The sequence below is a fragment of the Shinella sp. Sh6 genome (assembly GCF_055392685.1).
On sequence record NZ_AP044005.1, the window covers coordinates 3,623,055 to 3,647,451 of the forward strand.

Sequence of the window (24,397 nt, forward strand, 5' to 3'; positions counted from 1 at the left end):
CTCAGTCCGGCAGGATGGCCTTGAGCCGGAGGAGCGCGATGCGCTCCACCTGCCGGCAGGCGGTTGCAAGCTCGGTTTCCCGGTCGTTGCCGATACGCGTCTCGAAGGCGGCGAGGATGCTCGCCTTCGTGTTGTCCCGCACGGCGATGATGAAGGGGAAGCCGAATTTCTCCACGTAGCGGCCGTTGAGGTCGGTGAAGCGCGTGCGCTCCTCGTCCGTCAGCGCGTCGAGCCCGGCGGAGGCCTGCTCTTCCGTCGAGCTTGCCGTCAGGCGCTTGGCCGCGGCGAGCTTTCCGGCAAGGTCCGGGTGGGCGACGAGCACGCCGAGGCGCTCCTCGTCGCTCGCCGCGCGGAACTGGAAGGTGAGCGCGGCGGCAAGGCCGGTCGCCGTGTCGTTGGCCGGCGAAAGCTCGTCGGCGAAGGCGCGGCGCGCGATCCAGTCGGAATGCTCGAAGATGCCGCCGAAACGCTCCACGAAGGCGTCTTCCGGCATCTGCGAGGGCCGCTCGGCGGCGGGCTGCGGCGGATGCGTCTTCGCCCAGTGCTCGGCGATGTCGACCCGCCGTGCGATCCAGACCTGCTCATGGCTCTTGACGTAGTCGATGAAGCGGGCGAGCGCCATGACGCGGCCCGGCCGGCCGATCAGACGGCAATGCAGGCCGATGCTCATCATCTTCGGGCTGCCCTTGGCGCCCTCCGCATAGAGCGCATCGAACGAGTCCTTCAGGTAGCTGAAGAACTGGTCGCCGCTGTTGAAGCCCTGGGGCGTGGCGAAGCGCATGTCGTTGGCGTCGAGCGTATAGGGGATGATGAGCTGCTGCCTGCCGGCGTGCTCGTACCAGTAGGGCAGGTCGTCGGAATAGGTGTCGGAGATGTAGTCGAAGCCGCCCGCCTCCGTCACGAGATCGACGGTGTTGACCGAACAGCGGCCCGTATACCAGCCGCGCGGCCGCTCGCCGGTGACGAGCGTGTGCAGGCGGATCGCCTCGGCGATGGCTGCGCGCTCCTCTTCCGGCGGCATGTCCTTGTGCTCGACCCATTTGAGGCCGTGCGAGGCGATCTCCCAGCCGGCGGCCTGCATGGCCGCGACCTGCGCCGGCGAGCGCCTGAGCGCGGTCGCAACGCCGTAGACCGTGACCGGCACGGCCTTTTCCGTCAGCAGCCGGTGGAGGCGCCAGAAGCCGGCGCGTGCGCCGTATTCGTAGATCGATTCCATGTTCCAGTGGCGCTGGCCCGGCCATTGGGCGGCGCCGACGATCTCGGACAGGAAGGCCTCGGATGCCGCATCGCCATGCAGCACGCAGTTCTCCCCGCCCTCCTCGTAGTTCAGCACGAACTGCACGGCGATGCGCGCATCGCCCGGCCACTTCGCTGCGGGCGGCGTCTGACCGTATCCGTACATGTCGCGGCAATATCGCATGGAACGCTCCTCCAAACGTTTTTCGGCAGCAATGTCTAACCCGAAAACGGTGCGTTCCATTCCCTACGGAAATTTTGAAAGTCTCGAACGATCATGCCGCTTTTCAGGGGAAAGGGCCTGATGGATAGTGGAGTGAGGAGCGCTATGCTCGGGAGGAAAACATGCAGTCTCATTCGCAAGGAGCCGGCCGGCTCACGACCCATGTGCTGGACACCGCGCGCGGCAAGCCCGCCGAGGGCCTGCGCATCGACCTTTACCGCGTCGAGGGCGACACGTTCCACCACATCAAGACCACGCAGACGAACGACGACGGGCGCTGCGATGCCCCGTTGCTCTCGGGCGAGACGATGAAGGCCGGGAACTACGAACTGCGCTTCCATGCCGGCGACTATCTCGGCAGGACGGGCGACGGCCCGATGTTCCTCGACATCATCCCGATCCGCTTCGGCCTTGCCGACGAGGGCGCGCATTACCATGTTCCCTTGCTGGTATCGCCCTTCAGCTATTCCACCTACCGCGGGAGTTAAGCCATGGCGGCCGTGTCGATCCGCTCGCAATTGCATTTCATCCTCAATGGCCGCGACGTCGCGCTGAGCGACGTTGCGCCCGACCAGACGCTGCTCGACTGGCTGCGCCTTTCCTGCTCGCTCAAGGGCACCAAGGAAGGCTGCGCGGAAGGCGACTGCGGCGCCTGCACGGTGCTGGTCGGCCGGCTGACGCCCTCGGGCGGCCTCGTCTATGAGGGCGTCAACGCCTGCATCCGCTTCCTCGGCTCGCTCGACGGCTGTCATGTGGTGACGGTCGAGCATCTGGCCGGCAGCGAGGAGAAGCTCCATCCCGTCCAGCAGGCCCTGGTGGACTATCACGGCTCGCAATGCGGCTTCTGCACGCCGGGCTTCGTCATGTCGCTCTATGCGCTGTGGATGGAGAACCCGACGCCGAGCGACCAGGACATCGAGACCGCGCTGCAGGGCAATCTCTGTCGCTGCACCGGCTACGAGCCGATCCTGCGCGCCGCCCGCGCCATCTCCGGCTATGCCGGCACGGACAAGGATCCGCTCATCGCCGAGCGCGCGGACATGATCGCCCGCCTTGCGGCGCTGCGCGACGGCGCCCGCGTCGAGATCGGCGAGGGGAAGAACCGCTTCGTCGTGCCGGCGAGCCTCGACGATTTCGCCGCCGTGCTGGAGGCAAGCCCGACGGCCACGGTCGTCGCCGGCTCCACCGACGTCGGCCTCTGGGTGACGAAGCAGATGCGCGACATCTCCCCGGTGGTCTTCATCGCCGGGCTCGACGAGCTGAAAACCCTTGCGGTGAAGGACGGCACGATCACCATCGGCGCCGGCGTCACCTATACAGAGGCGCTCGAGACCCTTTCGCAGCATATCCCGGCGCTCGGCCCGCTGATCACCCGCATCGGCGGCCAGCAGGTGCGCAACATGGGCACGATCGGCGGCAATATCGCCAACGGCTCGCCCATCGGCGATACGCCCCCGGCGCTGATTGCGCTGGGCTCGACGCTCACCTTGCGCAAGGGGGCCGAAAGGCGCACCATTTCGCTTGAGGACTTCTTCATCGCCTACGGCAAGCAGGACCGCCAGCCCGGCGAATTCGTCGAGGCCGTGCATGTGCCGGTGCCGGCGGCCTCGGAAAAGTTCGCCGTCTACAAGGTGACCAAGCGGCGCGACGAGGACATCACGGCAACGCTCGGCGCCTTCCGCCTTTCGCTTGCCGCCGACGGTACGGTGGCCGCGATCACGATCGCCTATGGCGGCATGGCGGCGACGCCCAAGCGCGCCTCCGCCGTCGAGAAGGCGCTCATCGGCCAGCCCTGGAACGAGGCGACGGTGGAAGCGGCCATGGAGAAATACGCCGAAGACTATGCGCCGCTCACCGACATGCGCGCGACGGCCGAATACCGGGCGCTGGTGGCGCGGAACCTTCTCCTCAGGTTCTATATGGAAACGACATCCGGCGGTGCGCCCGTGCAGGTGTCCAGATACGAGGCTGCGTAAGCCATGAACAAGCACACACCCGACCTCAAGGCCGAAAAGATCGCCGGCGGCGTCCATTCCAGCGCGCGCCATGATTCCGCCCACAAGCATGTCGCCGGAACGGCCGTCTATATCGACGACATCACCGAGCCGGCAGGCACGCTGCATGCGGGCCTCGGCCTCTCCACCGTCGCGCACGGCATCCTGAAATCCGTCGATCTTTCGGCGGTGCGCGCCGCCCCGGGCGTCGTCGCCGTGCTGACGCACGAGGACGTGCCGGGCGTCAACGACATCTCGCCCTCCGGCATGGACGACGATCCGGTGCTTGCCGACGGCAAGGTCGAGTTCCACGGCCAGCCGATCTTCTGCGTCATCGCCGAGACCCGCGAGGAGGCCCGCCGGGCCGCGCGGCTCGCGAAGATCGAATACGAGGAGCTGCCGGCCGAGATCGACATCTGGGACCTCGACGTCGAGACCCATCGCCAGGTGGTGACCCCACTGACGCTGAAGCGCGGCGATGCGGCCTCCGCCCTTGCGAGCGCCCCGCGGCGCGTGAAGGGCCGCATGCGGCTCGGCGGGCAGGACCATTTCTATCTCGAAGGGCAGATCTCGCTTGCCGTTCCCGGCGAGGACGACGATGTCACCGTCTACTGCTCGACCCAAGGGCCGAGCGAGACGCAGCACATGATCGCCCATGCGCTCGGCGTGGCGAGCCATTCCGTCACCGTGGAAGTGCGCCGCATGGGCGGAGGCTTCGGCGGCAAGGAGACCCAGGCCAACCAGTGCGCCGCCATCGCGGCCATCGCCGCCCGCAAGCTGAAGCGCGCCGTCAAGATCCGGCTCGACCGCGACGAGGACATGGTCGCAACCGGCAAGCGGCACGATTTCGCCATCGACTACGAGGTCGGCTTCGACGACGAGGGCCGTATCCTCGCGGTCGACTATACCTTCGCGCTGCGCGCCGGCTTTTCGGCGGACCTCTCCGGCCCGGTCGGTGACCGCGCGCTGTTCCACTGCGACAACGCCTATTTCTACCCGCATGTGCATGCGAAATCCGCGCCGCTCTACACCAACACGGTGTCGAACACGGCCTTCCGCGGCTTCGGCGGCCCGCAAGGCATGGTCGGCGCCGAGCGCGTCATCGACGAGGTGGCCTTCGCCGTCGGCAAGGACCCGCTCGAGATCCGCAAGCTGAACTTCTACGATCCGATGGGTGTGGAGGGCGGTCGCAACCTCACCCCCTACCACCAGAAGGTCGAGGACTGCATCATCCAGCGCATCGTCGCCGAGTTGGAAGAAAGTGCGGACTATGCCGGCCGCCGCAAGGCGATCGCCGAGTTCAACGCCAAGAGCCGCTTCGTCAAGCGCGGCATCGCGCTGACGCCGGTGAAGTTCGGCATCTCCTTCACCAAGACGGAATCCAACCAGGCCGGCGCGCTGGTGCATGTCTACACGGACGGCTCCGTGCACATGAACCACGGCGGCACGGAAATGGGCCAGGGCCTGCACCTGAAAGTGGCGCAGGTCGTGGCGGAGGAATTCCAGATCGACCTCGACCGGGTGAAGATCACCGCGACGACGACGAGCAAGGTGCCGAACACCTCGCCGACGGCGGCCTCCTCCGGCGCCGACCTCAACGGCATGGCCGCGCAGAACGCCGCGCGCCAGATCAAGGACCGGCTGATCGATTTCGCCGCCGAAAGCCATCAGGTGCCGCGCGACCAGGTGGTCTTCCTGCCGAACCGGGTGCGCATCGGCAATGCCGAGATTTCCTTCAACGAACTGGTCAAGCAGGCCTATATGGCGCGCGTCCAGCTCTCGGCGGCCGGCTTCTACAAGACGCCGAAGATCCACTGGGACCGTTCGAAGGGCCGCGGCCACGCCTTCTACTACTATGCCTACGGCGCAGCCTGCTCGGAGGTCTCCGTCGACACCCTGACCGGCGAATATGTCGTCGAGCGCACCGATATCCTGCACGATACCGGCCGCTCGCTGAACAAGATCATCGATATCGGCCAGATCGAGGGCGGCTTCATCCAGGGCATGGGCTGGCTGACGACGGAGGAACTGTGGTGGGACGGCAAGGGGCGGCTTCGCACCCATGCGCCCTCCACCTACAAGATCCCGCTCGCCTCGGACCGGCCGAAGGTCTTCAACGTGGCGCTCACCGACTGGTCGGAGGCCTACGAGCCGACGGTCCACCGCTCCAAGGCGGTCGGCGAGCCGCCGCTGCCGCTCGGCCTTGCCGTGCTGCACGCCCTTTCGGATGCGGTGGCGAGCGTCGCTGACCACACGGTCTGCCCGCGCCTCGATGCCCCCGCCACGCCCGAGTGCGTGCTGATGGCCATCGAACGCCTCAAGGCGGCGAAAAAGGGGTGAGAAAATGCCTGCCGCGCGCGAAGACATCCGGGATTTCCTGCGCCGCGAACCGGCGGCGATCCTGGTCGAAGTGACGGGCGCGGCGGGCTCCACGCCGCGCGATACGGATGCCTGGATGCTGGTCTCGCAGCGGGCGATCTTCGCGACGATCGGCGGCGGGCAACTGGAATACATGGCGATCGACCATGCCCGGCGCGCGCTGCGCTCGGGCCTCGATGCCGCGCCGATGGACGTGCCGCTCGGCCCGGAGATCGGCCAGTGCTGCGGCGGGCGTGTCGGCCTTTCCTTCACGCCGCTCAATCCGGAGCTTGCGGGCGACCTCATCGCCCGCAGCGACCGGGAAATGGCCGCGCGCCCGCACGTCTACGTCTTCGGGGCCGGCCATGTCGGCGATGCGCTCGCCATGGCGCTCTCGCTGGCGCCGTTGCGCGTCGTGCTGGTGGATACCCGTGAGGATGAATTGATGGCCTCCACCGTGCCGCGCGTCGAGACCTGCCTGACGGCGATGCCGGAGGCGGTGGTGCGCGATGCGCCGCCCGGCAGCAGCTTCGTCGTCCTCACCCACGACCACGCGCTCGATTTCCTGATCGCCGCCGAGGCGCTGCGGCGCACGGATGCCGCCTATGTCGGCATGATCGGCTCGAAGACGAAGCGCGCCACCTTCCGCAACTGGCTGACGCGCGAGATCGGCCGGCCGGAGCTTTTCGACGGCCTCGTCTGCCCCATCGGCGGCACGGCGGTGAAGGACAAGCGCCCTGCGGTCATCGCGGCGCTGGCCGCGGCCGAGATCACGACCGCCGCGCTCCTGTGGGCCGGCGCCAAGGCCGGCGCCGCCCCGGCGGTCAGCCGCTGACGGCTTCCGCTTCGGCTTCGGCCTCGCCTTCGGGCTCTTCCCCGAGAAGGCGGCCGATCAGCCGCTGACATCGCTCCGCCATGAACTCGATCATCAGGCGCACCTTCGGGTCCTGGAAGCGCTTGTGCGGATAGATCGCGGCGAGCTGCACGGAAGCGGGCGGGCAATCCTTCAGGATCTCCACGAGCCGGCCTTCGGAAAGGTGCGACTTCACCTCGAAGAGCGGCTTGTTGATGATGCCGCGCCCTTCGAGCGCCCATTGGGTGAGCACGTCCCCGTCGTCGCTGTCATAGGGGCCGGCGACCTCGAACTTGCGCGCGCCTTCCGGCGTCACCAGCGTCCAGAAATATTCCTTCGAGCCCGGATAGCGCAGCAGCAGGCAATCGTGCTTGTCGGCGATCAGCGCATCGGCATTTACGGGCGTGCCGCGCCGGGCGAGGTATTCTGGGGAGGCGCAGAGCACGCGCTCGCAATTGAGGATGCCGCGCATGCGAAGGTTCGAATCCTCCAGGACGCCGAGCTTGAAGGCGACGTCGACGCCTTCGGCGAGGATATCGACATTGTGGTCCGACAGGCGCACGCGCACCTCGATATCGGGATACTTGTCGTGGAATTCGGGAATGCCCGAGGCGATGAGGCGCCGGCCGATGCCGAGCGGTGCGGTGATCCTCAGCGACCCCTTCGGATTGCGCGAGAGGTCGGCGATGGCGGCCTCCGCCTCGTTCACCGCCTCGATGATCTTCACCGCGCCCTCGTAGAAGACGCGGCCGTGCTCGGTGGGCGAGAGCTTGCGCGTCGTGCGGTTGAAGAGGCGCACGCCGAGATGGCGTTCCAGTTCCTTGATGCGATTGCTGGCGACCGCCGGGGTCACGCGCTGGTCGCGCCCCGCCGCCGAAAGAGTACCGAGTTCGACCACGCGAACGAAGACGCGTACATTATCGAGATAGGACATGCGCTCTTTCTAGCATATTGGCAGAATGAGCAAAGTAGGCGGCCATCTTTTAGTTTTTTTTGAAAGTGTTGGGGATTCGCCGGGATTTCCGGGAAAATCAGTTGATGGCAAACAAATAGACGAAAATCGGGAGGAGGTCCCCCATGTATGAATACGCCATTGCCTGGGATTGGGTAATGTTCGCCGTCCGCTGGCTGCACGTCATCACAGCCATCGCCTGGATCGGTTCGTCCTTTTACTTCGTCGCCCTCGACCTGGGCCTGAAGAAGCATCCCGACCTGCCGCCGGGCGCCTATGGCGAGGAATGGCAGGTCCACGGCGGCGGCTTCTACCACATCCAGAAATACCTGGTGGCGCCGGCCCACATGCCCGAGCACCTCGTCTGGTTCAAATGGGAGAGCTATGCCACCTGGCTTTCGGGCTTCGGCATGCTCTGTCTCGTCTATTATGCGGGCGCCGACCTCTTCCTCATCGATCCGAACGTCCTCGACGTCTCCAAGCCGGTGGCCATCGCCATCTCGCTGGCCTCGCTCGGCTTCGGCTGGATCATGTACGACCTCATCTGCAAGTCGCCCTTCGGCAACGACAACACGCGGCTGATGGTGGCGCTCTACTTCATCCTGGTCGTCGTCGCCTGGGGCTATACGCAGGTCTTCACCGGCCGCGCAGCCTTCCTGCATCTCGGCGCCTTCACCGCGACGATCATGTCGGCCAACGTGTTCTTCATCATCATGCCGAACCAGCGCGTGGTCGTCGCCGACCTCATCGCCGGCCGCAAGCCCGATCCGAAGTACGGCCGCATCGCCAAGCAGCGCTCCACGCACAACAACTACCTGACGCTGCCCGTCCTGTTCCTGATGCTGTCGAACCACTATCCGCTGGCCTTCGGCACCCAGTACAACTGGATCATCGCTTCGCTGGTCTTCCTGATGGGCGTGACGATCCGCCACTACTTCAACACCCGCCACGCCAATACGGGCAATCCGACCTGGACCTGGCTTGCGACCGCGCTGCTCTTCGTCGCCATCATGTGGCTCTCCACGGTGCCGAAGGTGCTGTCGGGCGAGCCCTCCGACAAGGTCTCGGCCGTCGCCCAGCCCTTCGTCACGGCGGAAGCCTTCCCGCAGGTGCGCGACACCATCCTCGGCCGCTGCTCCATGTGCCATGCCAAGGAGCCCGGCTGGGAAGGCATCATCTCGCCGCCCAAGGGCGTGATGCTGGAAACGGACGGCGAGATCGCCGCCCATGCCCGCGAGATCTACCTGCAGGCCGGCCGCTCGCACGCCATGCCGCCCGCCAACGTCACGGCGATCTCCGACGAGGAGCGCCGCCTGATCGTCGCCTGGTACGAAAGCGCGGTGAACGGAGAGAAGACGCAATGAGCGAGCTCCTGATCCGCGGGCGGGTGCTGACCTTCGTCGCCGAGCCGCAGGGCATCGATGACACGGCCGCCTGGCGCTACTTCGAGGACGGCGCCGTCTTCGTGCGCGGCGGCAAGGTCGTCGCCACGGGCGATTATGCGGAGGTTCGCGGGCGCGCCGGCGCGGATGTCGCGGTCGCCGACCACCGGCCGAACCTCGTCCTGCCGGGCCTCATCGACACGCACCTGCACTTCCCGCAGACCCAGGCCATCGCCTCCTACGGCGCGCAGCTTCTCGAATGGCTGAACACCTATATCTTCGTCGAGGAGCAGAAGTTCTGCGACACCGGCCATGCCGCCGCCGTCGCCGACCGCTTCATGGACGAGCTCATCTCGAACGGCACGACCACCGCCGTCGCCTATTGCTCGGTGCATCCCGAGAGCGTGGATGCCTATTTCGCGGCCGCCGAGGCGCGGGGCATGGGCATGATCGGCGGCAAGGTGATGATGGACCGCAACGCGCCGGACGCGCTGCGCGACACGCCGCAACAGGGCTATGACGAGACGAAGGCGCTGATCGCCAAGTGGCACGGCCGCGGCCGCGCGCGCTACGCCATCAGCCCGCGCTTCGCCATCACCTCGACGCCGGAGCAGCTTGAGATGAGCCAGGCGCTCGTCGCCGAGCATCCCACCTGCTACGTCCAGACCCATCTTTCGGAGAACAAGGACGAGATCGCTTTCGCGACCTCGCTCTATCCGGAGGCGAAGGACTATACCGACATCTACGCCCGCTACGGGCTCTTGAACGAGCGCATGCTGCTCGGCCACTGTATCCATCTCAGCGACCGGGAGATCGCGGTGCTCGCCGAGACGCGCAGCGTCGGCGTCTTCTGCCCGACCTCCAACCTCTTCCTCGGCTCGGGCCTTTTCGACCGCGACCGCTTCGACAGGGCCGGCGCCCGCTGGTCGGTCGCCACCGATGTCGGCGCCGGCACCAGCTTCTCCATGCTGGAGACGATGGACGAGGCCTACAAGGTGCTGCACCTTCGCGGCCAGAAGCTGACGCCCTTCAACTCCTTCTACCGCATGACGCTGGGCAATGCCCGCGCGCTCGGCCTGGAAGACCAGATCGGCTCGCTCCATGCCGGGGCGAACGCGGACATCGTCGTACTCGATTCCTCCGCCAAGCCGGCGATGGAATACCGCATGCGCACGGCGACCTCGCTGGCCCAGGAACTGTTCATCCTGCAGACCATGGGCGACGACCGCTGCGTGGCCGAGGTCTATGTCGCCGGCAAGGCGATGAAGGCGAAGGCGGGCGCAAAGGCGCGCGTGCCGGAAACGGCTTGAGGGTTGCGCGGCGGGCGCGTGGTGCCCGCCGATGCGCCATTCCTATTACCCCCTCCGTTTTTTTCTCATCTTCTCCGTCGTCATCCTCGGGCTTGACCCGAGGATCCACTCCACACGCTGAGGGTGTGCCGGTTGGATGGATCCTCGGGTCAAGCCCGAGGATGACGATCGAGAGGGGGCGTCGAAGCGGCGACGGACTGCGCCTTACGCTTGCCGCACCCGTCCGCCCATCGCCTTCGTCACGCCTTCCGCCGCCGCCCGTATCACCGGGCCGAAGGCCTCGACCTTCTCGTCGGGCAGGCGCACGGCCGGGCCGGAGACCGAGATTCCTGCGACCGCTTCCCCGTATTCGTCGAAGATCGGCGCGGCGACGCAGCGCATGCCGAGCGTGTGCTCCTCGTCGTCGATGGACCAGCCGCGCGTGCGGATCCTCGCGATATCCTCCAGCAGCGTCGGCACCGTGTCGCGTGTCTTGTCGGTGAAGTGCTGCAGCGTGCGGCCGGCAAGCAGCGCCTCGATGCGGCTGTCCTGCCAGGTCGAGAGGATCGCCTTGCCGATGCCCGAGGCATGGATCGGCCCGCGCCGGCCCGGGCGGAAGAAGGCGCGCATCGGCGCATGGCTTTCCACCTGGGAGATGAACACCACGTCGCCGCTGTCCTCGATGGCGATATTGGCGGTCTCGCCGCAACCCTCCATCAACTGTTTCAGGAAGGGCCGGCTGATCGTGCCGAGCTTGCGGAAGCGAAGGTAGGCGGTGCCGATCTCGAAGGCCTTCACGCCGATGATCCAGGCGCCGGTCTCCCCGTCGTGGCTCACCATGCCGTGCTGGGAAAGCGAGGTCAGCAGGCGGTGCACGGTGGAGGGCGCCATGCCGGACTGGTCGGCAAGATCGGTCAGCGCCGCCCCGTCCGCCTGCGCCACCAGCTCGAGGAGCTTCAGGCTGCGGTCCAGCACCTGCACGGAGGAGGGCGCGGCGTTTTCCGCCGGCTTGCGGCCGGGCCGTCCCCGCGTCTTTTCCTGATGCTCCGCCATGATGCTTCCTTCCTCGTCGCCGCATCATCCCATAGCCCGCCTCGGCGGATTGTTCCAGATTCGTTGAAAATGTTTATTTCCATATGGTGGGATTGATTTCCATTTTATGATTGCGCGGAAAGAGGAATGCGTTACCTTCCGTATCGAGAGACGGAGGATACCCCATGGCTAAAATGCGTGCTGTCGATGCAGCGGTCCTGGTTCTGGAGAAGGAAGGCATCGATTGTGCCTTCGGCGTACCGGGCGCTGCGATCAACCCCCTTTATTCGGCGCTGAAGGCGCGCGGCTCGGTCCGCCACATCCTTGCCCGCCACGTCGAGGGCGCAAGCCACATGGCGGAAGGCTATACCCGTGCCCGCGCCGGCAATATCGGCGTGTGCATCGGCACCTCCGGCCCGGCCGGCACCGACATGATCACCGGCCTTTATTCGGCCTCCGCCGATTCGATCCCGATCCTCTGCATCACCGGCCAGGCGCCCCGCGCCCGCCTCGACAAGGAGGATTTCCAGGCGGTCGACATCGCCAAGATCGCTGCGCCCGTCACCAAATGGGCCGTCACGGTCATGGAGCCGGCGCTTGTCCCTTACGTCTTCCAGAAGGCGTTCCATGTCATGCGCTCCGGCCGTCCCGGCCCGGTCCTTATCGACCTGCCGATCGACGTCCAGCTCGCCGAGATCGAGTTCGACATCGACACCTATGCCTCGCTCGGCGCCTACAAGCCGGCCGCGACGCGTGCCCAGGCCGAGAAGGCGCTGGCCATGCTGAACGAGGCCGAGCGCCCGCTGATCGTCGCCGGCGGCGGCATCATCAATGCGGACGCCTCCGACCTCCTCGTCGAATTCGCCGAGATCGTCGGCGTTCCGGTCATCCCGACGCTGATGGGCTGGGGCACGATCCCGGACGACCATCCGCTGATGGCCGGCATGTGCGGCCTGCAGACCTCGCACCGCTACGGCAACGCGACGCTGCTCGCCTCCGACTTCGTCTTCGGCATCGGCAACCGCTGGGCCAACCGCCACACCGGCAACGTCCCGACCTACACGGAAGGGCGCAAGTTCATCCATGTCGACATCGAGCCGACCCAGATCGGCCGCGTCTTCGCCCCCGATTTCGGCATCGTCTCGGATGCCGGCGCCGCGCTGAAGCTCTTCCTCGACGTCGCGACGGAATGGAAGACCGCCGGCAAGCTGCGCGACTGGTCCGCCTGGGCCGAGGAATGCCGTGAGCGCAAGCGCACCATGCTGCGCAAGACCCATTTCGACCAGACGCCGCTGAAGCCCCAGCGCGTCTACGAGGAAATGAACAAGGCCTTCGACCGCGACACCTGCTACGTCTCGACCATCGGCCTCAGCCAGATCGCCGGCGCGCAGTTCCTGCACGTCTACAAGCCGCGCAACTGGATCAACTGCGGCCAGGCGGGCCCGCTCGGCTGGACGCTGCCGGCAGCGCTCGGCGTGCGCGCCGCCGATCCGGACCGTCCGATCGTCGCCCTTTCCGGCGACTACGACTTCCAGTTCCTCATCGAGGAGCTTGCGGTCGGCGCCCAGCACAAGCTGCCCTACCTGCATGTCGTCGTGAACAATTCCTATCTCGGCCTCATCCGCCAGTCGCAGCGCGGCTTCAACATGGACTTTGAAGTCTCGCTCGCCTTCGACAACATCAACGCGGATGGCGATGCGGAAGCCGGCTACGGGGTCGACCATGTCGCGGTCGCCGAGGGCCTTGGCTGCAAGGCGCTGCGGGTGCGCAGCCCGAACGAGTTCCAGGAAGCCTTCAACACGGCGCAGGACCTCATGAAGGAGCACCAGGTTCCGGTCGTCATCGAGTTCATCCTCGAGCGCGTCACCAACATCGCCATGGGTGCCGACATCAATGCCGTCGTCGAATTCGAGGACCTCGCCGAGCGCGGCGAAGATGCCCCGACCGCAACGCTGGCTGCGTTGCTCGACTGATCCAGGGAGACGAAAATGCCGAAATTCGCGGCCAACCTGACCATGCTCTTCAACGAGGCGCCCTTCATGGAGCGCTTCGCGCTGGCCGCCAAGGCCGGCTTCGAAGGGGTCGAATATCTCTTCCCCTACGATTTCGACAAGGACGCGATCCGCGCCGAACTCGACAGGCACGGCCTGACGCAGGTCCTGCACAACCTGCCGGCCGGCAACTGGGCCGGCGGCGAGCGCGGCATCGCGGTCCTGCCCGACCGCGTCGACGAATTCCGCCGCGGTGTGGCCTCGGCCATCGACTATGCAACGACGCTCGGCTGCAGGCAGATCAACTGCCTGTCGGGCATCGCGCCGGCCGGCGTGCCGGACGAGGTGCTGCGCACCACCTTCGTCGCCAACCTCAAGCTGGCAGCGGCGGAGCTCGGCAAGCACGGCATCAAGCTGCTGATCGAGCCGATCAACCATTTCGACATTCCGGGCTTCTACCTCAACACCCCGGACCAGGCGGCCTCGATCATCGCGGAAGTCGGTTCCGACAACCTCTTCATCCAGTACGACCTCTACCACCAGCAGCGCACGGAAGGCGAACTGATCGGCACCTTCAAGAAGCACCAGGCGAAGATCCCCCACGTGCAGCTTGCCGACAATCCGGGCCGCAACGAGCCGGGCACCGGCGAGATCGCCTACGGCTTCGTGTTCAAGACGCTCGACGCGCTCGGCTACGACGGCTGGATCGGCTGCGAGTACAAGCCGCGCACGACCACCGAGGAAGGCCTCGGCTGGCTGGCCGAAGTCGGCCGCTGAGCATCACAAATTTCAGGACTGGGAGTTTAATCATGGCAAATATCGGTTTCATCGGCCTCGGCATCATGGGCACCCCCATGGCGCGCCACCTGCAGGACGCCGGCCACACGGTCATCACCTCGAAGTTCCACATCCCGCCGCACAAGGATCTGGTCGATAACGGCCTCAAGATCGTCGACAGCCCGAAGGTGCTCGCCGAGACGGTCGACACGATCATCCTCATGCTGCCCGATACCCCGGAAGTCGAAGATGTTCTCTTCGGCGAGAACGGCGTCTCCTACGGCCTTTCGGCCGGCAAGCTCGTCATCGACATGAGCTCGATCTCGCCGATCGCCACCAAGGAATTCGCCAGGAAGATCCGCGCGACGGGCGCCGAATATGTCGACGGCCCGGTCTCGGGCGGCGAGGTCGGCGCCAAGAACGCCTCGCTCTCCATCATGGCCGGCGGCTCGCAGGAAAGCTTCGACCGGGCGCTTCCGCTCTTCCAGCTCATGGGCAAGAACATCACGCTCGTCGGCGATTGCGGCGACGGCCAGGTGACGAAGGTCGCCAACCAGATCATCGTGGCGCTGACCATCGAAGCCGTTGCCGAAGCGCTCGTCTTCGCGTCGAAGGCCGGTGCCGATCCGGCCCGCGTGCGCTCGGCGCTGATGGGCGGCTTTGCCTCCTCGCGCATCCTCGAAGTGCATGGCGAGCGCATGGTCAAGCGCACCTTCGATCCGGGCTTCCGCATCTCGCTGCACCAGAAGGACCTCAACCTCGCGCTTCAGGGCGCCAAGGCGATCGGCGTCTCGCTGCCCAACACGGCGCTGACGCAGGAGCTCTTCAATCAGTGCGCGGCCCACGGCGACGCGGGCCTCGACCACTCCGGTCTCGTCACGGCGCTGGAGCGCATGGCGAACCACGCCGTCGCATGACGGCCTGACCGGGCGGGGAGGGGAGCCCCGCCCGGTCACCCCTTCTGGAGGAGGAGACACAGCCCCTCGCCCGGCTGCGCCGTTTCCGACTGGAGGCGGTTCTGGCGCGCGGGTGGGGGGCTGTGTTTATATGAGCCATTCGCAGACCTGGAGGAACCGCATGCCGCCCATCGCCGATCCGCGCGCCTTTCTCGAAACGCTCTTTTCCGCCGCGGTTTCCGCCGCCGATCCGGAGAAAGTGCTGGCCGCCAACCTGCCGGAAAAGCCAAAGGGCCGCACGGTGGTGATCGGCGCCGGCAAGGGCGCCGCGCAGATGGCCCGCGCCTTCGAGCGCCTGTGGGACGCGCCGCTCACCGGCGTGGTCGTCACGCGCTACGGCTATGCCGTGCCCTGCGAGCGCATCGAGATCCTCGAGGCCGCCCATCCCGTGCCGGACGACAGCGGGCTCCTTGCTTCCGGCCGGCTGATGGCCGCGGTCCGGGGCCTGACGGAGGACGACCTCGTCGTCGCCCTCGTCTGCGGCGGCGGCTCGGCCCTGCTGCCCGCGCCCGCCGGCGACCTGACGCTCGCCGACGAGATCGCCGTCAACAAGGCGCTGCTTGCCTCCGGCGCGCCGATCAGCGCCATGAACGCCGTGCGCAAGCAGGTCTCGCGCATCAAGGGCGGCCGGCTTGCCGCGCTCGCCTATCCCGCGCGCGTCGTCTCGCTCGTCGTTTCCGATATTCCGGGCGACAACCCCGCCCTCGTCGCCTCCGGCCCGACCATCGCCGACGAAACCACCAGAGCCGACGCGCTGCGCCTCATCGAGCGCTACCGCCTCGACCTGCCCGAAGCGGTGATGCGGCATATCCGGGACGGCAAGGACGAGCCGCCGCTGCCCTCCGACGCGGCCTTCGCCCGCAACGAGGTGAAGCTGGTCGCCTCCGCCGCCGTCTCGCTGGAGGCCGCCGCCGCCGCCGCCAAGGAGGCCGGCATCGAGGCCGTCATCCTGTCGGATGCCATCGAGGGTGAGGCCTCCGAGGTCGGCCGCGTCCACGCCGCCATCGCGGCGGAGGTCGTGCGCCGCGACCGGCCGTTCCAAAAGCCCATCGTCATCCTCTCCGGGGGCGAGACGACGGTGACGATCAAAGGCAAGGGCAAGGGCGGGCGCAACGGCGAGTTCCTGCTGTCCTTCGCCTGCGCCACCGACGGGCTCGACGGCCTTCATGCGCTTGGCGCCGATACGGATGGCATCGACGGCTCGGAGGACAACGCCGGCGCCTTCGCCGACGGCACCACCGTCGCCCGCCTTGCCGACAAGGGCAAGGACGCTGCCGAATACCTCGCCCGCAACGATAGCTGGACCGCCTTCGACGCGCTCGGCGATCTTTTCGTGCCCGGCCCGACCGGCACCAACGTCAACGATTTCCGGGCGATCCTCATCCAGTAGTCCGAACGAAAACAGCCCCGGCTTGCCGGGGCTGTTTTGTTTCGTCCGCTCGCTTTGTTCCTTCCGCCCACCTCTCCGTCGTCATCCTCGGGCTTGACCCGAGGATCCAGGCGACACCCACGGACGTGGATGGATGCTCGGGTCAAGCCCGAGCATGACGGAAGAGAGGGCAGCACTCCGGCCACTCTCGCCGGCGCCGCCGGCGCGGATACCGGCCGGTCAGGCGGCGGGCTGCTTCGTCTTGCGCAGGTACGGCAGCACCGTGTCGAAGGAGCCGAAGCGGGCGATGGCGTCCTCGTTGGAGATGCCGCCGCCGATGATCACGTCGTCGCCCTGCTGCCAGTTGGCGGGCGTGGAGACCTGGTGCTTGCTGGTGAGCTGGATGGAATCGATGGCGCGCAGGATTTCCGCGAAGTTGCGGCCGGTGGACATGGGATAGGTGAGGATCAGCTTGATCTTCTTGTCCGGGCCGATGACGAAGACGGAGCGCACCGTGGCGTTGTCGGCGGGCGTGCGGCCTTCCGAGGTATCGCCGGCGCCGGCCGGCAGCATGTCGTAGAGCTTTGCGACCTTGAGGTCCTTGTCGCCGATCAGCGGATATTCGACGTCGAAGCCGGTGGCGGTGCGGATGTCGGCCTTCCACTTGACATGGCTTTCGACCGGATCGACGGAAATGCCGATGATCTTGACGCCGCGCTTGCGGAACTCGCCGTCGAGGCCGGCCATGGCGCCGAGCTCGGTGGTGCAGACGGGGGTGAAGTTCTTCGGGTGCGAGAAGAGCACGGCCCAGCCGTCGCCGATCCAGTCATGGAAGCTGATCGGGCCGGCGGTGGTTTCGGCGGTGAAGTCCGGAGCGGTGTCGTTGATGCGAAGGCTCATGGGATCGTCCTCTCTGTCTTACGGGTCGCGAGCCCTAAGGCCCGCGAAAATGGGTCCGCAGGGTAGATAGAACGAAAAACCGGGCTTGCCTATAGCGGCGGGCCGCCGGGGCAAGGGGCGGCAAGAGCGCATCTTTGCGCCGTTTTCCCTTGTGGCAAGATGCCGTTCGGCAAGTCCCGGCCACCGCGCCAAACCGTTCTCCCCGGGCGGCGCGGCGTGGAAAGGCGATTTTATTTCGATTGCAGCCTTCAATCGCCGATTTCGGCCCGTCCGCTGGTCAGATCCACGACCAATCGGCCGATTTCCTCCGCCTTTTCCGCCGGCACGCGGAAGGAAAGCCGCGCGCCGCTCTCGTGAAAGGCCTCATCGTCCATCACCAGCCCGGCAAAGGCGGAAAGCCGCGCCTTGACCAGCGCGAGGTCCGAAAAGCCGAGTGAGACGGAAAGCGCGGCCCGCTCCACATATTCCGTCCTGGCCGCCGCGCGAAGGCAGGCCGCCGCCGTGCCGCCATAGGCGCGCATCAGGCCGCCGCTGCCGAGCAGGATGCCGCCGAACCAGCGCGTGACGACGACCAGCGTGCGGTCGAGGTCCTGCCCGTCGATGGCCTGGAGGATGGGCTTGCCCGCCGTGCCGCTCGGCTCGCCGTCATCGCTGAAGCGATAGGCCTGCCCGATGCGCCAGGCCCAGCAATTGTGGCTTGCCGAGGCATCCGAGATTTCCGCCAGCCGCGCCTTCGCCTCCGCCTCGCTCTCGACGGGGCAGGCAATGGCGAGGAACCGGCTCTTGCGGATGTCCTGCTCGAAGATTTCGGTGCGGTCCAGCGTGTACACGAGGGCCTTCGTAGCTCTTCTGCACCGGCCCTATCAAGGACGGAATAGTGCACCAATTTTATGGACTATTGACTGCTGCCACGATTTCGCCATGATGATGACCGGACCCTTAACCAGCACGAAAGCGATGGCATGATGTATCTCGGTGGCGTGACGCTCGGCTACTTCAACCTCTATCCGCCCGGCTTCCAGCCGAAGACCGAAGGCGCGCGCCGCGAGACGGCGCCGGGCACGGCGACCGAAGGCAGGCTCCCGCTCGAAGGCAGCCGCCTTTCCGCCTCCCGCCGGCCCATCCAGTGGCCGCTCTACCTTTTCTTCTAAATCCTTCGACCACAGGAAATCATCGGTGATTTCCTGTGGTTCCGTCAGAACGAGACGATGGCCTCGATGCTAGGCCCGCGGATTTCTCCCGTGGGCTTTGCGGCCGGATCGGTGCCGGCGCGCGAGGCAAGGCGGATCGTCTTCACGCCGCCGGGCGCGAGATGGAACCAACTGTCCGATGGCAGGAAGCCCTCGGCCTCGATGGCGATGGACTGGGTGAAACGATCCGCCGAAAGGTCGAGCACCCAGCCTGCCGCATCCTGCCGAAGCGTCGCCGACAAGCTGGCGGGCGTCATCGCCGCCGTGCGGCCGCGCGGGAAATGGAAGGCTTCCGCAATCACCGCTCCCTCTTCGTCGAGAAGCCGGCCGACGGTCACGCCATGGGACGGCGGGCCGAAGCGGAAGGCATAGGTCGTGTCGAAGAAGGCGCCGAAAAGGCTCGTTGCCGGCAGCGTCTCGGCGGAGTGCGGTGCAAGCGCCATCTCCCGGCGGCCGGAAACGACCGGCTGGCGGCCGTGGCGCAGGCAGGAGAGTTCCAGCGTCAGGCGCCGCTCCTCCGCGCTGTCGTTGATCGCGTGGACGTCGAGGCCGTTGGTGCCCTCGTCGGAAAGCGCAAGCTGCACCGGGCGGAAGGCGCGGCGCAGCGCGTGCCAGGCGGATTTCGGCAGGCCCGTCGCATCGACCACGCCCCAGCCCGCGCCGGGCAGAAGGTCCTGGAAGGTCCAGACGAGGGCGCCGTTGCAGGTCGATTGCGCCCGGCGCCATTCGGCGAAGGTCGCCTCCATCACCTCGGCGACGGCGGCGCGGGAAAGGTCGAGATAACGCGCGGGGTCCTCGCGGCGAAGACGCGCCGGATCGATTTCATAGAGAAGGCCGAGATAGTGGTCGCGCACGTCCTCGAAATCCCAGGACGCGCCACGATCTCTTGGGACACGGGCCTTCCAGCGCGGATCGTGAACGGCCGGCACCGGCAGGTGCGCATCGAGCGTCGCCTGCTCCGGCACATTGGCGAAGGCGAGGCTTTCGGCGGCAAAGCGCACCTCGGCGCGGCGCGCGTCATCCAGCGGCCGGCAATAGGCGCCGACGCCGTAATAATGCGTGACGCCGGCATTCGGCGAGAAGGGCATGGCCCCGCCGCTCGGCGAATTCTCGACATAGGGCACATCCGGCCGGTGCGCGGCGCAAAGCATAGGCAGGATATCGCGTGTCAAAGGCCCGGCCCATGCCGTCTCCGGCAGGCCGAGCATTGCCGCCTGCTGGTCGATCTCGCTGCCGCCGCAGAGCACGGCGAGCGAGGGTGAGCCGGCAACGGCGTCGAGGAACTGCGCGACTTCGGCGCGCACGCTCTCGATGAAGGCGGGATCGTTTGCCGGGTAATCGAAATTGGCGAACTGGAAATCCTGCCAGACGAGGATGCCGAGCTCGTCGCAGAGCGCGAAAAAGTCCGGTGTCTCGTAGGCCATCGTGCCGCCGATACGCAGCATGTTCATGTCGGCGTCCGCCGCGAGCTTCAGGAGCGGTTCGTAGCGCTCCCGCGTGCCGGGCAGGTCGACGATATCGGCATTGGTCCAGACGGCGCCGCGGCAGAAGATTTTCCGGCCGTTGACGATGAGCGCGAAATCCCTGCCTTCCGCGCCACGGTCGATCTCGATGCGGCGGAAGCCGGTGCGGCCGAGGGAATGGCGCACTCCGTCCACCGTCAGGGTAATGCCGTGCAGGACCGGCGTGCCGTGCGTGCGCGGCCACCAGGCCTCGACATCGGGGATCACGAGGCTGGCGCTGAAGCTGCGCTCTCCATTCGGGATCGCCTCGACGGCGACGCCCGCGCATTCCACGGTCGGCGTTGCCGCGCCGTCGAGCGAAAAGCCGATCTCCAGCCGGCCCTTGCCGTCCTCGTGAAGCCGCGCGGAAAGGCGGATATCCGTTGGAACGGCGGGCTTCGGCCGGGCGAGACGCACCGGCCGCCACGGGCCGCCGGCATGAACCTCCGGGCACCAGCCGGGCATGCGGCCGAGGAGGGTGGTGCGCACGAGCCGAAGCCCCTGCGGCGTGATCATCTGCGGGCGCCAGCGGGCGCGGGGCCCGCGCTTTTCGAGGTGCGGCTTCAGCGCGCGGCAGCAGAGGGCGAGGCGGTCCCCGCCGGTGAGCGTGACCGGCAGGGTGTGGCGCACGAACATGCTGTCGGAGGAGAGCGCCAGCGCGCCGTTCCACCAAACCTCGGCGACCGTTGCGAGGCCGTCGAAATGCAGCATGGCCTCGCCGGGCGTCTCGCCGGCAAGGTCGAGCACGTACCAGGCGTCGAGATGGTCGAGCGGTTCAGGGGCCGTGCGGTCGAAACGGCCGGCGCGTTCGAGGGCGCCGGCGACGGTGCCGGGCACGGGAGCGTCGAGGAAGCCGGAAAGGCTGTCCAGTGCCGACGGGTCGGCCGCGCTGCCGGCAGGCAGCAGGGCCATGCGCCAGCCGGTGGAAAGCGCCTTTCCGGTCTCGGACATTGCCTTGTTCCTTCAGTCGATGCGGGCGGCAAGGCTCGCCATCAGAGTATCCCATGCCTCGATGGCCGGGTCGAGCGCCGTTGCCAGCGGGTCGAACCTGCGGCGGGTCACGGCGCGGGCAAGCTGGAACTGCACGGATTTCGCCGTCTCCGATATCTTGCGGGCGGCGTCCCCGCCATCGAGGCCGAGCCAGTCGAGATGGCTTGCGGCCAGCTCGAAATTGGCGCCGAGCTGGCGCAGCGTGTTGAAGGCGTATTTGTGGAAGAAGCCGAACGGCCGGTCCGCCACGGCCTCCACCTGCTGCGGAAACACTTTTGCAAAAGCCGCGACGGGATTTTCCGCCGGGCGCCGGGCGAAATGGAAGGCGAGGAGGCGTCCCGCCTCACGGCGCAGGTGGGCTTCGTCGGGCCGCTTCTCCGGAAATTTCGCAAACTCCGTATAGGGCAGGAAGGGCAGGTCCTCCGGGCGGTCGTTCAGGTGGAACAGGCCGTCGAAATCCTCGCCCTCCAGCCGGAAGAAGCCGGCATTGTGGAAATAGTCGAGCCGCTTGGCCTGAAGGTCCAGCCGGTTGATCGCCACCGTCGTCTTGCCGTGCTCCTGGCGGTAGGCGACGCCGCGGGTGTCCGGCATGTAGAAGCTGTCCATCTCGACGAGGCAGAGGCGCCCGCGCGCGATCTGCGTTTCGACATGGTTCTCCACCCGGTCGAAGATGGCAAGCTCGGTCGAGCGGATGCCGTAGAGCGCTTCGAGGTCTTCCAGCGGCACCTTGAAGAAGGTGAACTGGTCGCCCTCGAAATCCTGGGTCAGCGCAAAGCCGAGCATCGCCTCGGGCGGGGTGCCGAAGGCGTTCAGCACCTCGATCCAGAGGTCGACATAGCAGTTTGTCTCCGGCCACGCGCGCTCGGCGTCGTGCAGCGCGTGCGGCCGGTAGGTCGCGGGGTCGAGCCCGGGGAAGACGGCAGCCATGTCAGTCCTGGTATCCCAGCACGTTGCGCACGTCCGTCGGCCAGGCGGCGATGTCGAGGCCGTGGCGGGCGAAGAGCGCAAGCGCGATGCGCTCCAGGCCGAAGCCGACGCAGGCGGTATGCGCGACGTCGCCGTTCTCGAGGTTGAGGCCCCATTTCGCGCCGAAGGCGTCCTGATGGTAGTTGAAGCTCATGCAGGCCGTCGGCTTGGCGGTGGACGTCACCGGGATCAGCAGCTCGAACTTCAGGTTCTGGTCGCGCTGGTTGTTGGCGAGCATGCGCCCGGCGCGGCCGAAGAACGGGTCGTTGGCCACATCGATCGTCACGTCGAGGCCGACCTTGGCCATCATTTCGAGGCCCCGGTCCATCCAGGTCTGGCGGAAGGTCGTCACATGCTCCTGCGTGCCCATGCAGACATATTCGCGCATGCGGAAGAGCTGCTGGCGGGCCGGGTCGTTGGAGGGCTCGTGGCGGAAGCAGTAGGACTGCAGGTCGTAGAGCCCGCCGCCCGCCGGCAGGCGGCCGCGTTTGGCGATCGTCGGGTAGAGCGGGTAGCAGGCCGCCGGCGTCAGCACGATGTCGGTCGCCTTCTGGTCCTTCGTCCAGTCGCCCTCGACCTCCATGCATTGCAGGAGGCTCATATGGTCGAGCTCGCCGCCGCAGAAGCTGTGCACGGTGCCGGCAAGCTGCGGGAAGCTCTTCATGTAGCCGGAGGTCTCGAAATGCGCGCGGTTCATGCCCGGCGGAAAGCGCATCGCCTCCGCGCCGTCGGCCCCGCCATAGGCGTCGATCAGCCGCTCGAAGCGGGCGATGACGTCCTCGAAGGCGCCCGAGCGGCCGTAAAGGCCCTCGACGCCGGTGTCGATGAGAAGACCGGAATCGAAGAGCCGGTCGAGAAGGGAAGTCTGCATGTCCATGGTGTCACCCGATCAGGCTGGTGTCCTGCTTGTGGACAAGCAGGAGGTTCGACGTGTTGCCGAGGATGCGGTCGTTGGAGATCATCAGCTGGGCGGAATGCGCGTCGCGCAGGTGCCGGCCGAGGCTGAAGGGCGTGCCGTTCTTGTAGCCCATGATGCCGCAGATCAGCATCGCCTGGTTGATGATGGCAAGGATCGTTTCGGAGGAAGCGATCTTCACGTTGTTCATCGCCACGGCAAAGCCCATGGAGGAGAGCCGGTCGGGATCCGCCTTGGCCGCCTCGTATTCCTTGAGGCCGGCAATGGTGTTGGATTTGACGAGCTGGAGGAGGTTTACGGCTTCCGCAAGGCGCAGCGCGCCGGGCGGCGTCACGCCGGGGCTCTTGCGGGCGGCGGCGCGCACGAAGGCCTGCGCGCGGGAAACGGCGTTGACGGCGATGCCGTACCAGACCGCGCTCCACAGGAGATGCGAGGTGGCGAGCATCGACTGCGCCGCGATCTCGGCGAAGGGCTTGGGAAGGATCTGCTCCTTCGGCGCCTCTCCCTTGAAGAGCCAGCCGTCCGAGCAGGTGCCGCGCATGCCGAGCGTATCCCAGACATGGGTCTGCTCCAGCGTGTACTGGTCCTTTGTGAAGACGGTCATGACCTGGTCGGTCGAGGCGGCGTCGGCGTGGGCGCGCGAGGTGATGAGGATCGCGTCGGCATGGGCGCCGTAGGAGATGACGGTCGCGTCCTTCGTCAGGCGGCAGGTCTCGCCGGTAATCTCGATGGCGCAGATGCTGTTGCGGAGATTCCCGCCGATGCCGCCCTCGGTCGTTGCAGAGGCAAGCAGGAGCTGTTCGCCGGCGACGCGGCGCATGAAGGCGGAATGCCAGGCATCGCCTGCGCCGTGCGAGACGAGGCTCGACAGCTTGATATGGTGCATGGCGAAGACCATGGCCGCCGCCGAGCAGGACTGGCCGATCAGCGAGCAGACTTCCGCGATCTCGGAAAGGGAGGCGTCCTCGCCGCCGAGGGCTGCGGGGATCTGGATGGAGAGCAGCCGTTCGGCGATCATCGCGTCGACGGCTTCGCGCGGGAAGCGGGCCCTGGCGTCCACGTCGTCGGCATGCGCTGCGGCCACGGCGGAAACGCGCTCGGCGCGCTCGGCAAGGCCCTTTCCGACGGTGACGGTCATTCGGCGGCCTCCGCGCTGCCGACAAGGCCGGAGACCGCCCGCGTGATCGCATCGATGCTCTGGAAGGACTTGCGGTTGAGGAGGTTGTCGGGGAACTCGACGTCGAAGGCGTCCTCGATGCCGAGCATCACCTGCACGGAGGCGAAGGAGGAAAGACCCGCTGCATAGAGATCGGCATCGTCCGCGAGCGTGTCGATCGGGACCGGAAGACCGCCGTGCTTGCCGAGGATTTCACGAATCGTCTGCTTCATCTTCTTCTCCATCGCTTTCTTTGCCGGCCGGGGAGGCCATCGGCTTATCGTTCCGCACATCCATAACCGGCGGTTGATAAGATCGGTTGAAAGGACATGGATAAGATTTCGTGAAGCGCCTCCGCAGGCTGG

21 protein-coding genes are annotated in these 24,397 nt (G+C 66.7%); 11 read left to right on the forward strand and 10 right to left on the reverse strand.

The annotated features are described in order from the left end of the window. Position 1: 1 nt before the first annotated feature. Positions 2–1,420 carry an allantoinase PuuE gene (puuE, locus tag ACZ5TO_RS17295; RefSeq protein ID WP_464798969.1) on the reverse strand — a complete coding sequence of 473 codons (1,419 nt, stop codon included), beginning with the start codon at positions 1,418–1,420 and terminating at the stop codon, positions 2–4. A 161-nt stretch (positions 1,421–1,581) separates the two neighbouring features. Between puuE and uraH the strand changes: the two genes are divergently transcribed. The 4 genes from uraH to xdhC are packed head-to-tail and all read left to right on the forward strand — an operon-like array spanning position 1,582 to position 6,646. Beyond that, positions 1,582–1,947: a hydroxyisourate hydrolase gene (gene uraH, locus ACZ5TO_RS17300; protein WP_184144345.1), complete on the forward strand. Its 366-nt coding sequence runs from the start codon at positions 1,582–1,584 to the stop codon at positions 1,945–1,947. A gap of 3 nt (positions 1,948–1,950) precedes the next feature. After that, positions 1,951–3,435, forward strand: a complete 1,485-nt coding sequence (xdhA, locus tag ACZ5TO_RS17305) for a xanthine dehydrogenase small subunit (protein ID WP_464798970.1) — start codon at positions 1,951–1,953, stop codon at positions 3,433–3,435. Positions 3,436–3,438: 3 nt separating this feature from the next. Beyond that, complete coding sequence (gene xdhB, locus ACZ5TO_RS17310) at positions 3,439–5,793, forward strand: xanthine dehydrogenase molybdopterin binding subunit (RefSeq protein WP_464798971.1); 2,355 nt, start codon at positions 3,439–3,441, stop codon at positions 5,791–5,793. Positions 5,794–5,797: 4 nt separating this feature from the next. After that, a complete protein-coding gene (xdhC, locus tag ACZ5TO_RS17315; protein WP_464798972.1) occupies positions 5,798–6,646 on the forward strand; it encodes a xanthine dehydrogenase accessory protein XdhC in 849 nt (282 codons plus the stop codon). Here the strand turns inward: xdhC and ACZ5TO_RS17320 are convergent. Further along, entirely contained in the window at positions 6,636–7,598 is a 963-nt protein-coding gene (locus ACZ5TO_RS17320) for a LysR family transcriptional regulator (protein ID WP_184144350.1), read from the reverse strand. The genes xdhC and ACZ5TO_RS17320 overlap by 11 nt on opposite strands. A gap of 143 nt (positions 7,599–7,741) precedes the next feature. Here ACZ5TO_RS17320 and ACZ5TO_RS17325 point away from each other — a divergent pair, with 143 nt between their 5' ends. Next, on the forward strand, positions 7,742–8,980 hold the full coding sequence (locus ACZ5TO_RS17325) for a urate hydroxylase PuuD (protein WP_184144351.1): 1,239 nt from the start codon (positions 7,742–7,744) through the stop codon (positions 8,978–8,980). Beyond that, entirely contained in the window at positions 8,977–10,308 is a 1,332-nt protein-coding gene (guaD, locus tag ACZ5TO_RS17330) for a guanine deaminase (protein WP_464798973.1), read from the forward strand. Before ACZ5TO_RS17325 ends, guaD begins: the two co-directional genes overlap by 4 nt. Positions 10,309–10,512: 204 nt before the next feature. Here guaD and bhcR read toward each other — a convergent pair whose 3' ends face one another. Beyond that, on the reverse strand, positions 10,513–11,340 hold the full coding sequence (bhcR, locus tag ACZ5TO_RS17335; RefSeq protein ID WP_184144353.1) for an HTH-type transcriptional regulator BhcR: 828 nt from the start codon (positions 11,338–11,340) through the stop codon (positions 10,513–10,515). A gap of 164 nt (positions 11,341–11,504) precedes the next feature. On the opposite strand from bhcR, the gene gcl reads away from it, so the two are divergent. The 4 genes from gcl to ACZ5TO_RS17355 all read left to right on the forward strand — a co-directional run bounded on the left by gcl (position 11,505) and on the right by ACZ5TO_RS17355 (position 16,433). Next, positions 11,505–13,292, forward strand: coding sequence for a glyoxylate carboligase (gene gcl / locus ACZ5TO_RS17340; protein ID WP_464798974.1), 1,788 nt, complete (start codon positions 11,505–11,507; stop codon positions 13,290–13,292). 15 nt (positions 13,293–13,307) lie between these two features. Continuing rightward, on the forward strand, positions 13,308–14,087 hold the full coding sequence (gene hyi, locus ACZ5TO_RS17345; RefSeq protein ID WP_184144355.1) for a hydroxypyruvate isomerase: 780 nt from the start codon (positions 13,308–13,310) through the stop codon (positions 14,085–14,087). Positions 14,088–14,119: 32 nt separating this feature from the next. Beyond that, complete coding sequence (locus ACZ5TO_RS17350; RefSeq protein ID WP_464798975.1) at positions 14,120–15,004, forward strand: 2-hydroxy-3-oxopropionate reductase; 885 nt, start codon at positions 14,120–14,122, stop codon at positions 15,002–15,004. Between the two features lie 160 nt (positions 15,005–15,164). Beyond that, the gene (locus ACZ5TO_RS17355) at positions 15,165–16,433 is read left to right on the forward strand and encodes a glycerate kinase type-2 family protein (protein ID WP_464798976.1); all 1,269 of its coding nucleotides are present in this window, start codon (positions 15,165–15,167) and stop codon (positions 16,431–16,433) included. A 219-nt stretch (positions 16,434–16,652) separates the two neighbouring features. Here ACZ5TO_RS17355 and ACZ5TO_RS17360 read toward each other — a convergent pair whose 3' ends face one another. Both ACZ5TO_RS17360 and ACZ5TO_RS17365 read right to left on the reverse strand, forming a co-directional pair. Then, entirely contained in the window at positions 16,653–17,312 is a 660-nt protein-coding gene (locus ACZ5TO_RS17360; protein ID WP_184144358.1) for a peroxiredoxin, read from the reverse strand. Positions 17,313–17,560: 248 nt separating this feature from the next. Continuing rightward, a complete protein-coding gene (locus ACZ5TO_RS17365; RefSeq protein WP_464798977.1) occupies positions 17,561–18,142 on the reverse strand; it encodes an IMPACT family protein in 582 nt (193 codons plus the stop codon). A 132-nt stretch (positions 18,143–18,274) separates the two neighbouring features. Between ACZ5TO_RS17365 and ACZ5TO_RS17370 the strand changes: the two genes are divergently transcribed. Further along, positions 18,275–18,463: a hypothetical protein gene (locus tag ACZ5TO_RS17370; protein ID WP_464798978.1), complete on the forward strand. Its 189-nt coding sequence runs from the start codon at positions 18,275–18,277 to the stop codon at positions 18,461–18,463. A gap of 44 nt (positions 18,464–18,507) precedes the next feature. Here ACZ5TO_RS17370 and ACZ5TO_RS17375 read toward each other — a convergent pair whose 3' ends face one another. From ACZ5TO_RS17375 to ACZ5TO_RS17395, 5 genes are read right to left on the reverse strand one after another with little or no spacing between them, the layout of a single operon-like run. Continuing rightward, on the reverse strand, positions 18,508–20,955 hold the full coding sequence (locus tag ACZ5TO_RS17375) for a glycoside hydrolase family 2 protein (protein WP_464798979.1): 2,448 nt from the start codon (positions 20,953–20,955) through the stop codon (positions 18,508–18,510). A gap of 12 nt (positions 20,956–20,967) precedes the next feature. Then, the gene (locus ACZ5TO_RS17380) at positions 20,968–21,921 is read right to left on the reverse strand and encodes a DUF1839 family protein (RefSeq protein WP_464798980.1); all 954 of its coding nucleotides are present in this window, start codon (positions 21,919–21,921) and stop codon (positions 20,968–20,970) included. A 1-nt stretch (position 21,922) separates the two neighbouring features. Beyond that, positions 21,923–22,837 carry an amino acid--[acyl-carrier-protein] ligase gene (locus ACZ5TO_RS17385; protein ID WP_464798981.1) on the reverse strand — a complete coding sequence of 305 codons (915 nt, stop codon included), beginning with the start codon at positions 22,835–22,837 and terminating at the stop codon, positions 21,923–21,925. Positions 22,838–22,841: 4 nt separating this feature from the next. Beyond that, the gene (locus ACZ5TO_RS17390; protein WP_464798982.1) at positions 22,842–24,014 is read right to left on the reverse strand and encodes an acyl-CoA dehydrogenase family protein; all 1,173 of its coding nucleotides are present in this window, start codon (positions 24,012–24,014) and stop codon (positions 22,842–22,844) included. Further along, on the reverse strand, positions 24,011–24,265 hold the full coding sequence (locus ACZ5TO_RS17395) for an acyl carrier protein (RefSeq protein WP_464798983.1): 255 nt from the start codon (positions 24,263–24,265) through the stop codon (positions 24,011–24,013). Before ACZ5TO_RS17395 ends, ACZ5TO_RS17390 begins: the two co-directional genes overlap by 4 nt. Between the last annotated feature and the right edge of the window lie 132 nt (positions 24,266–24,397).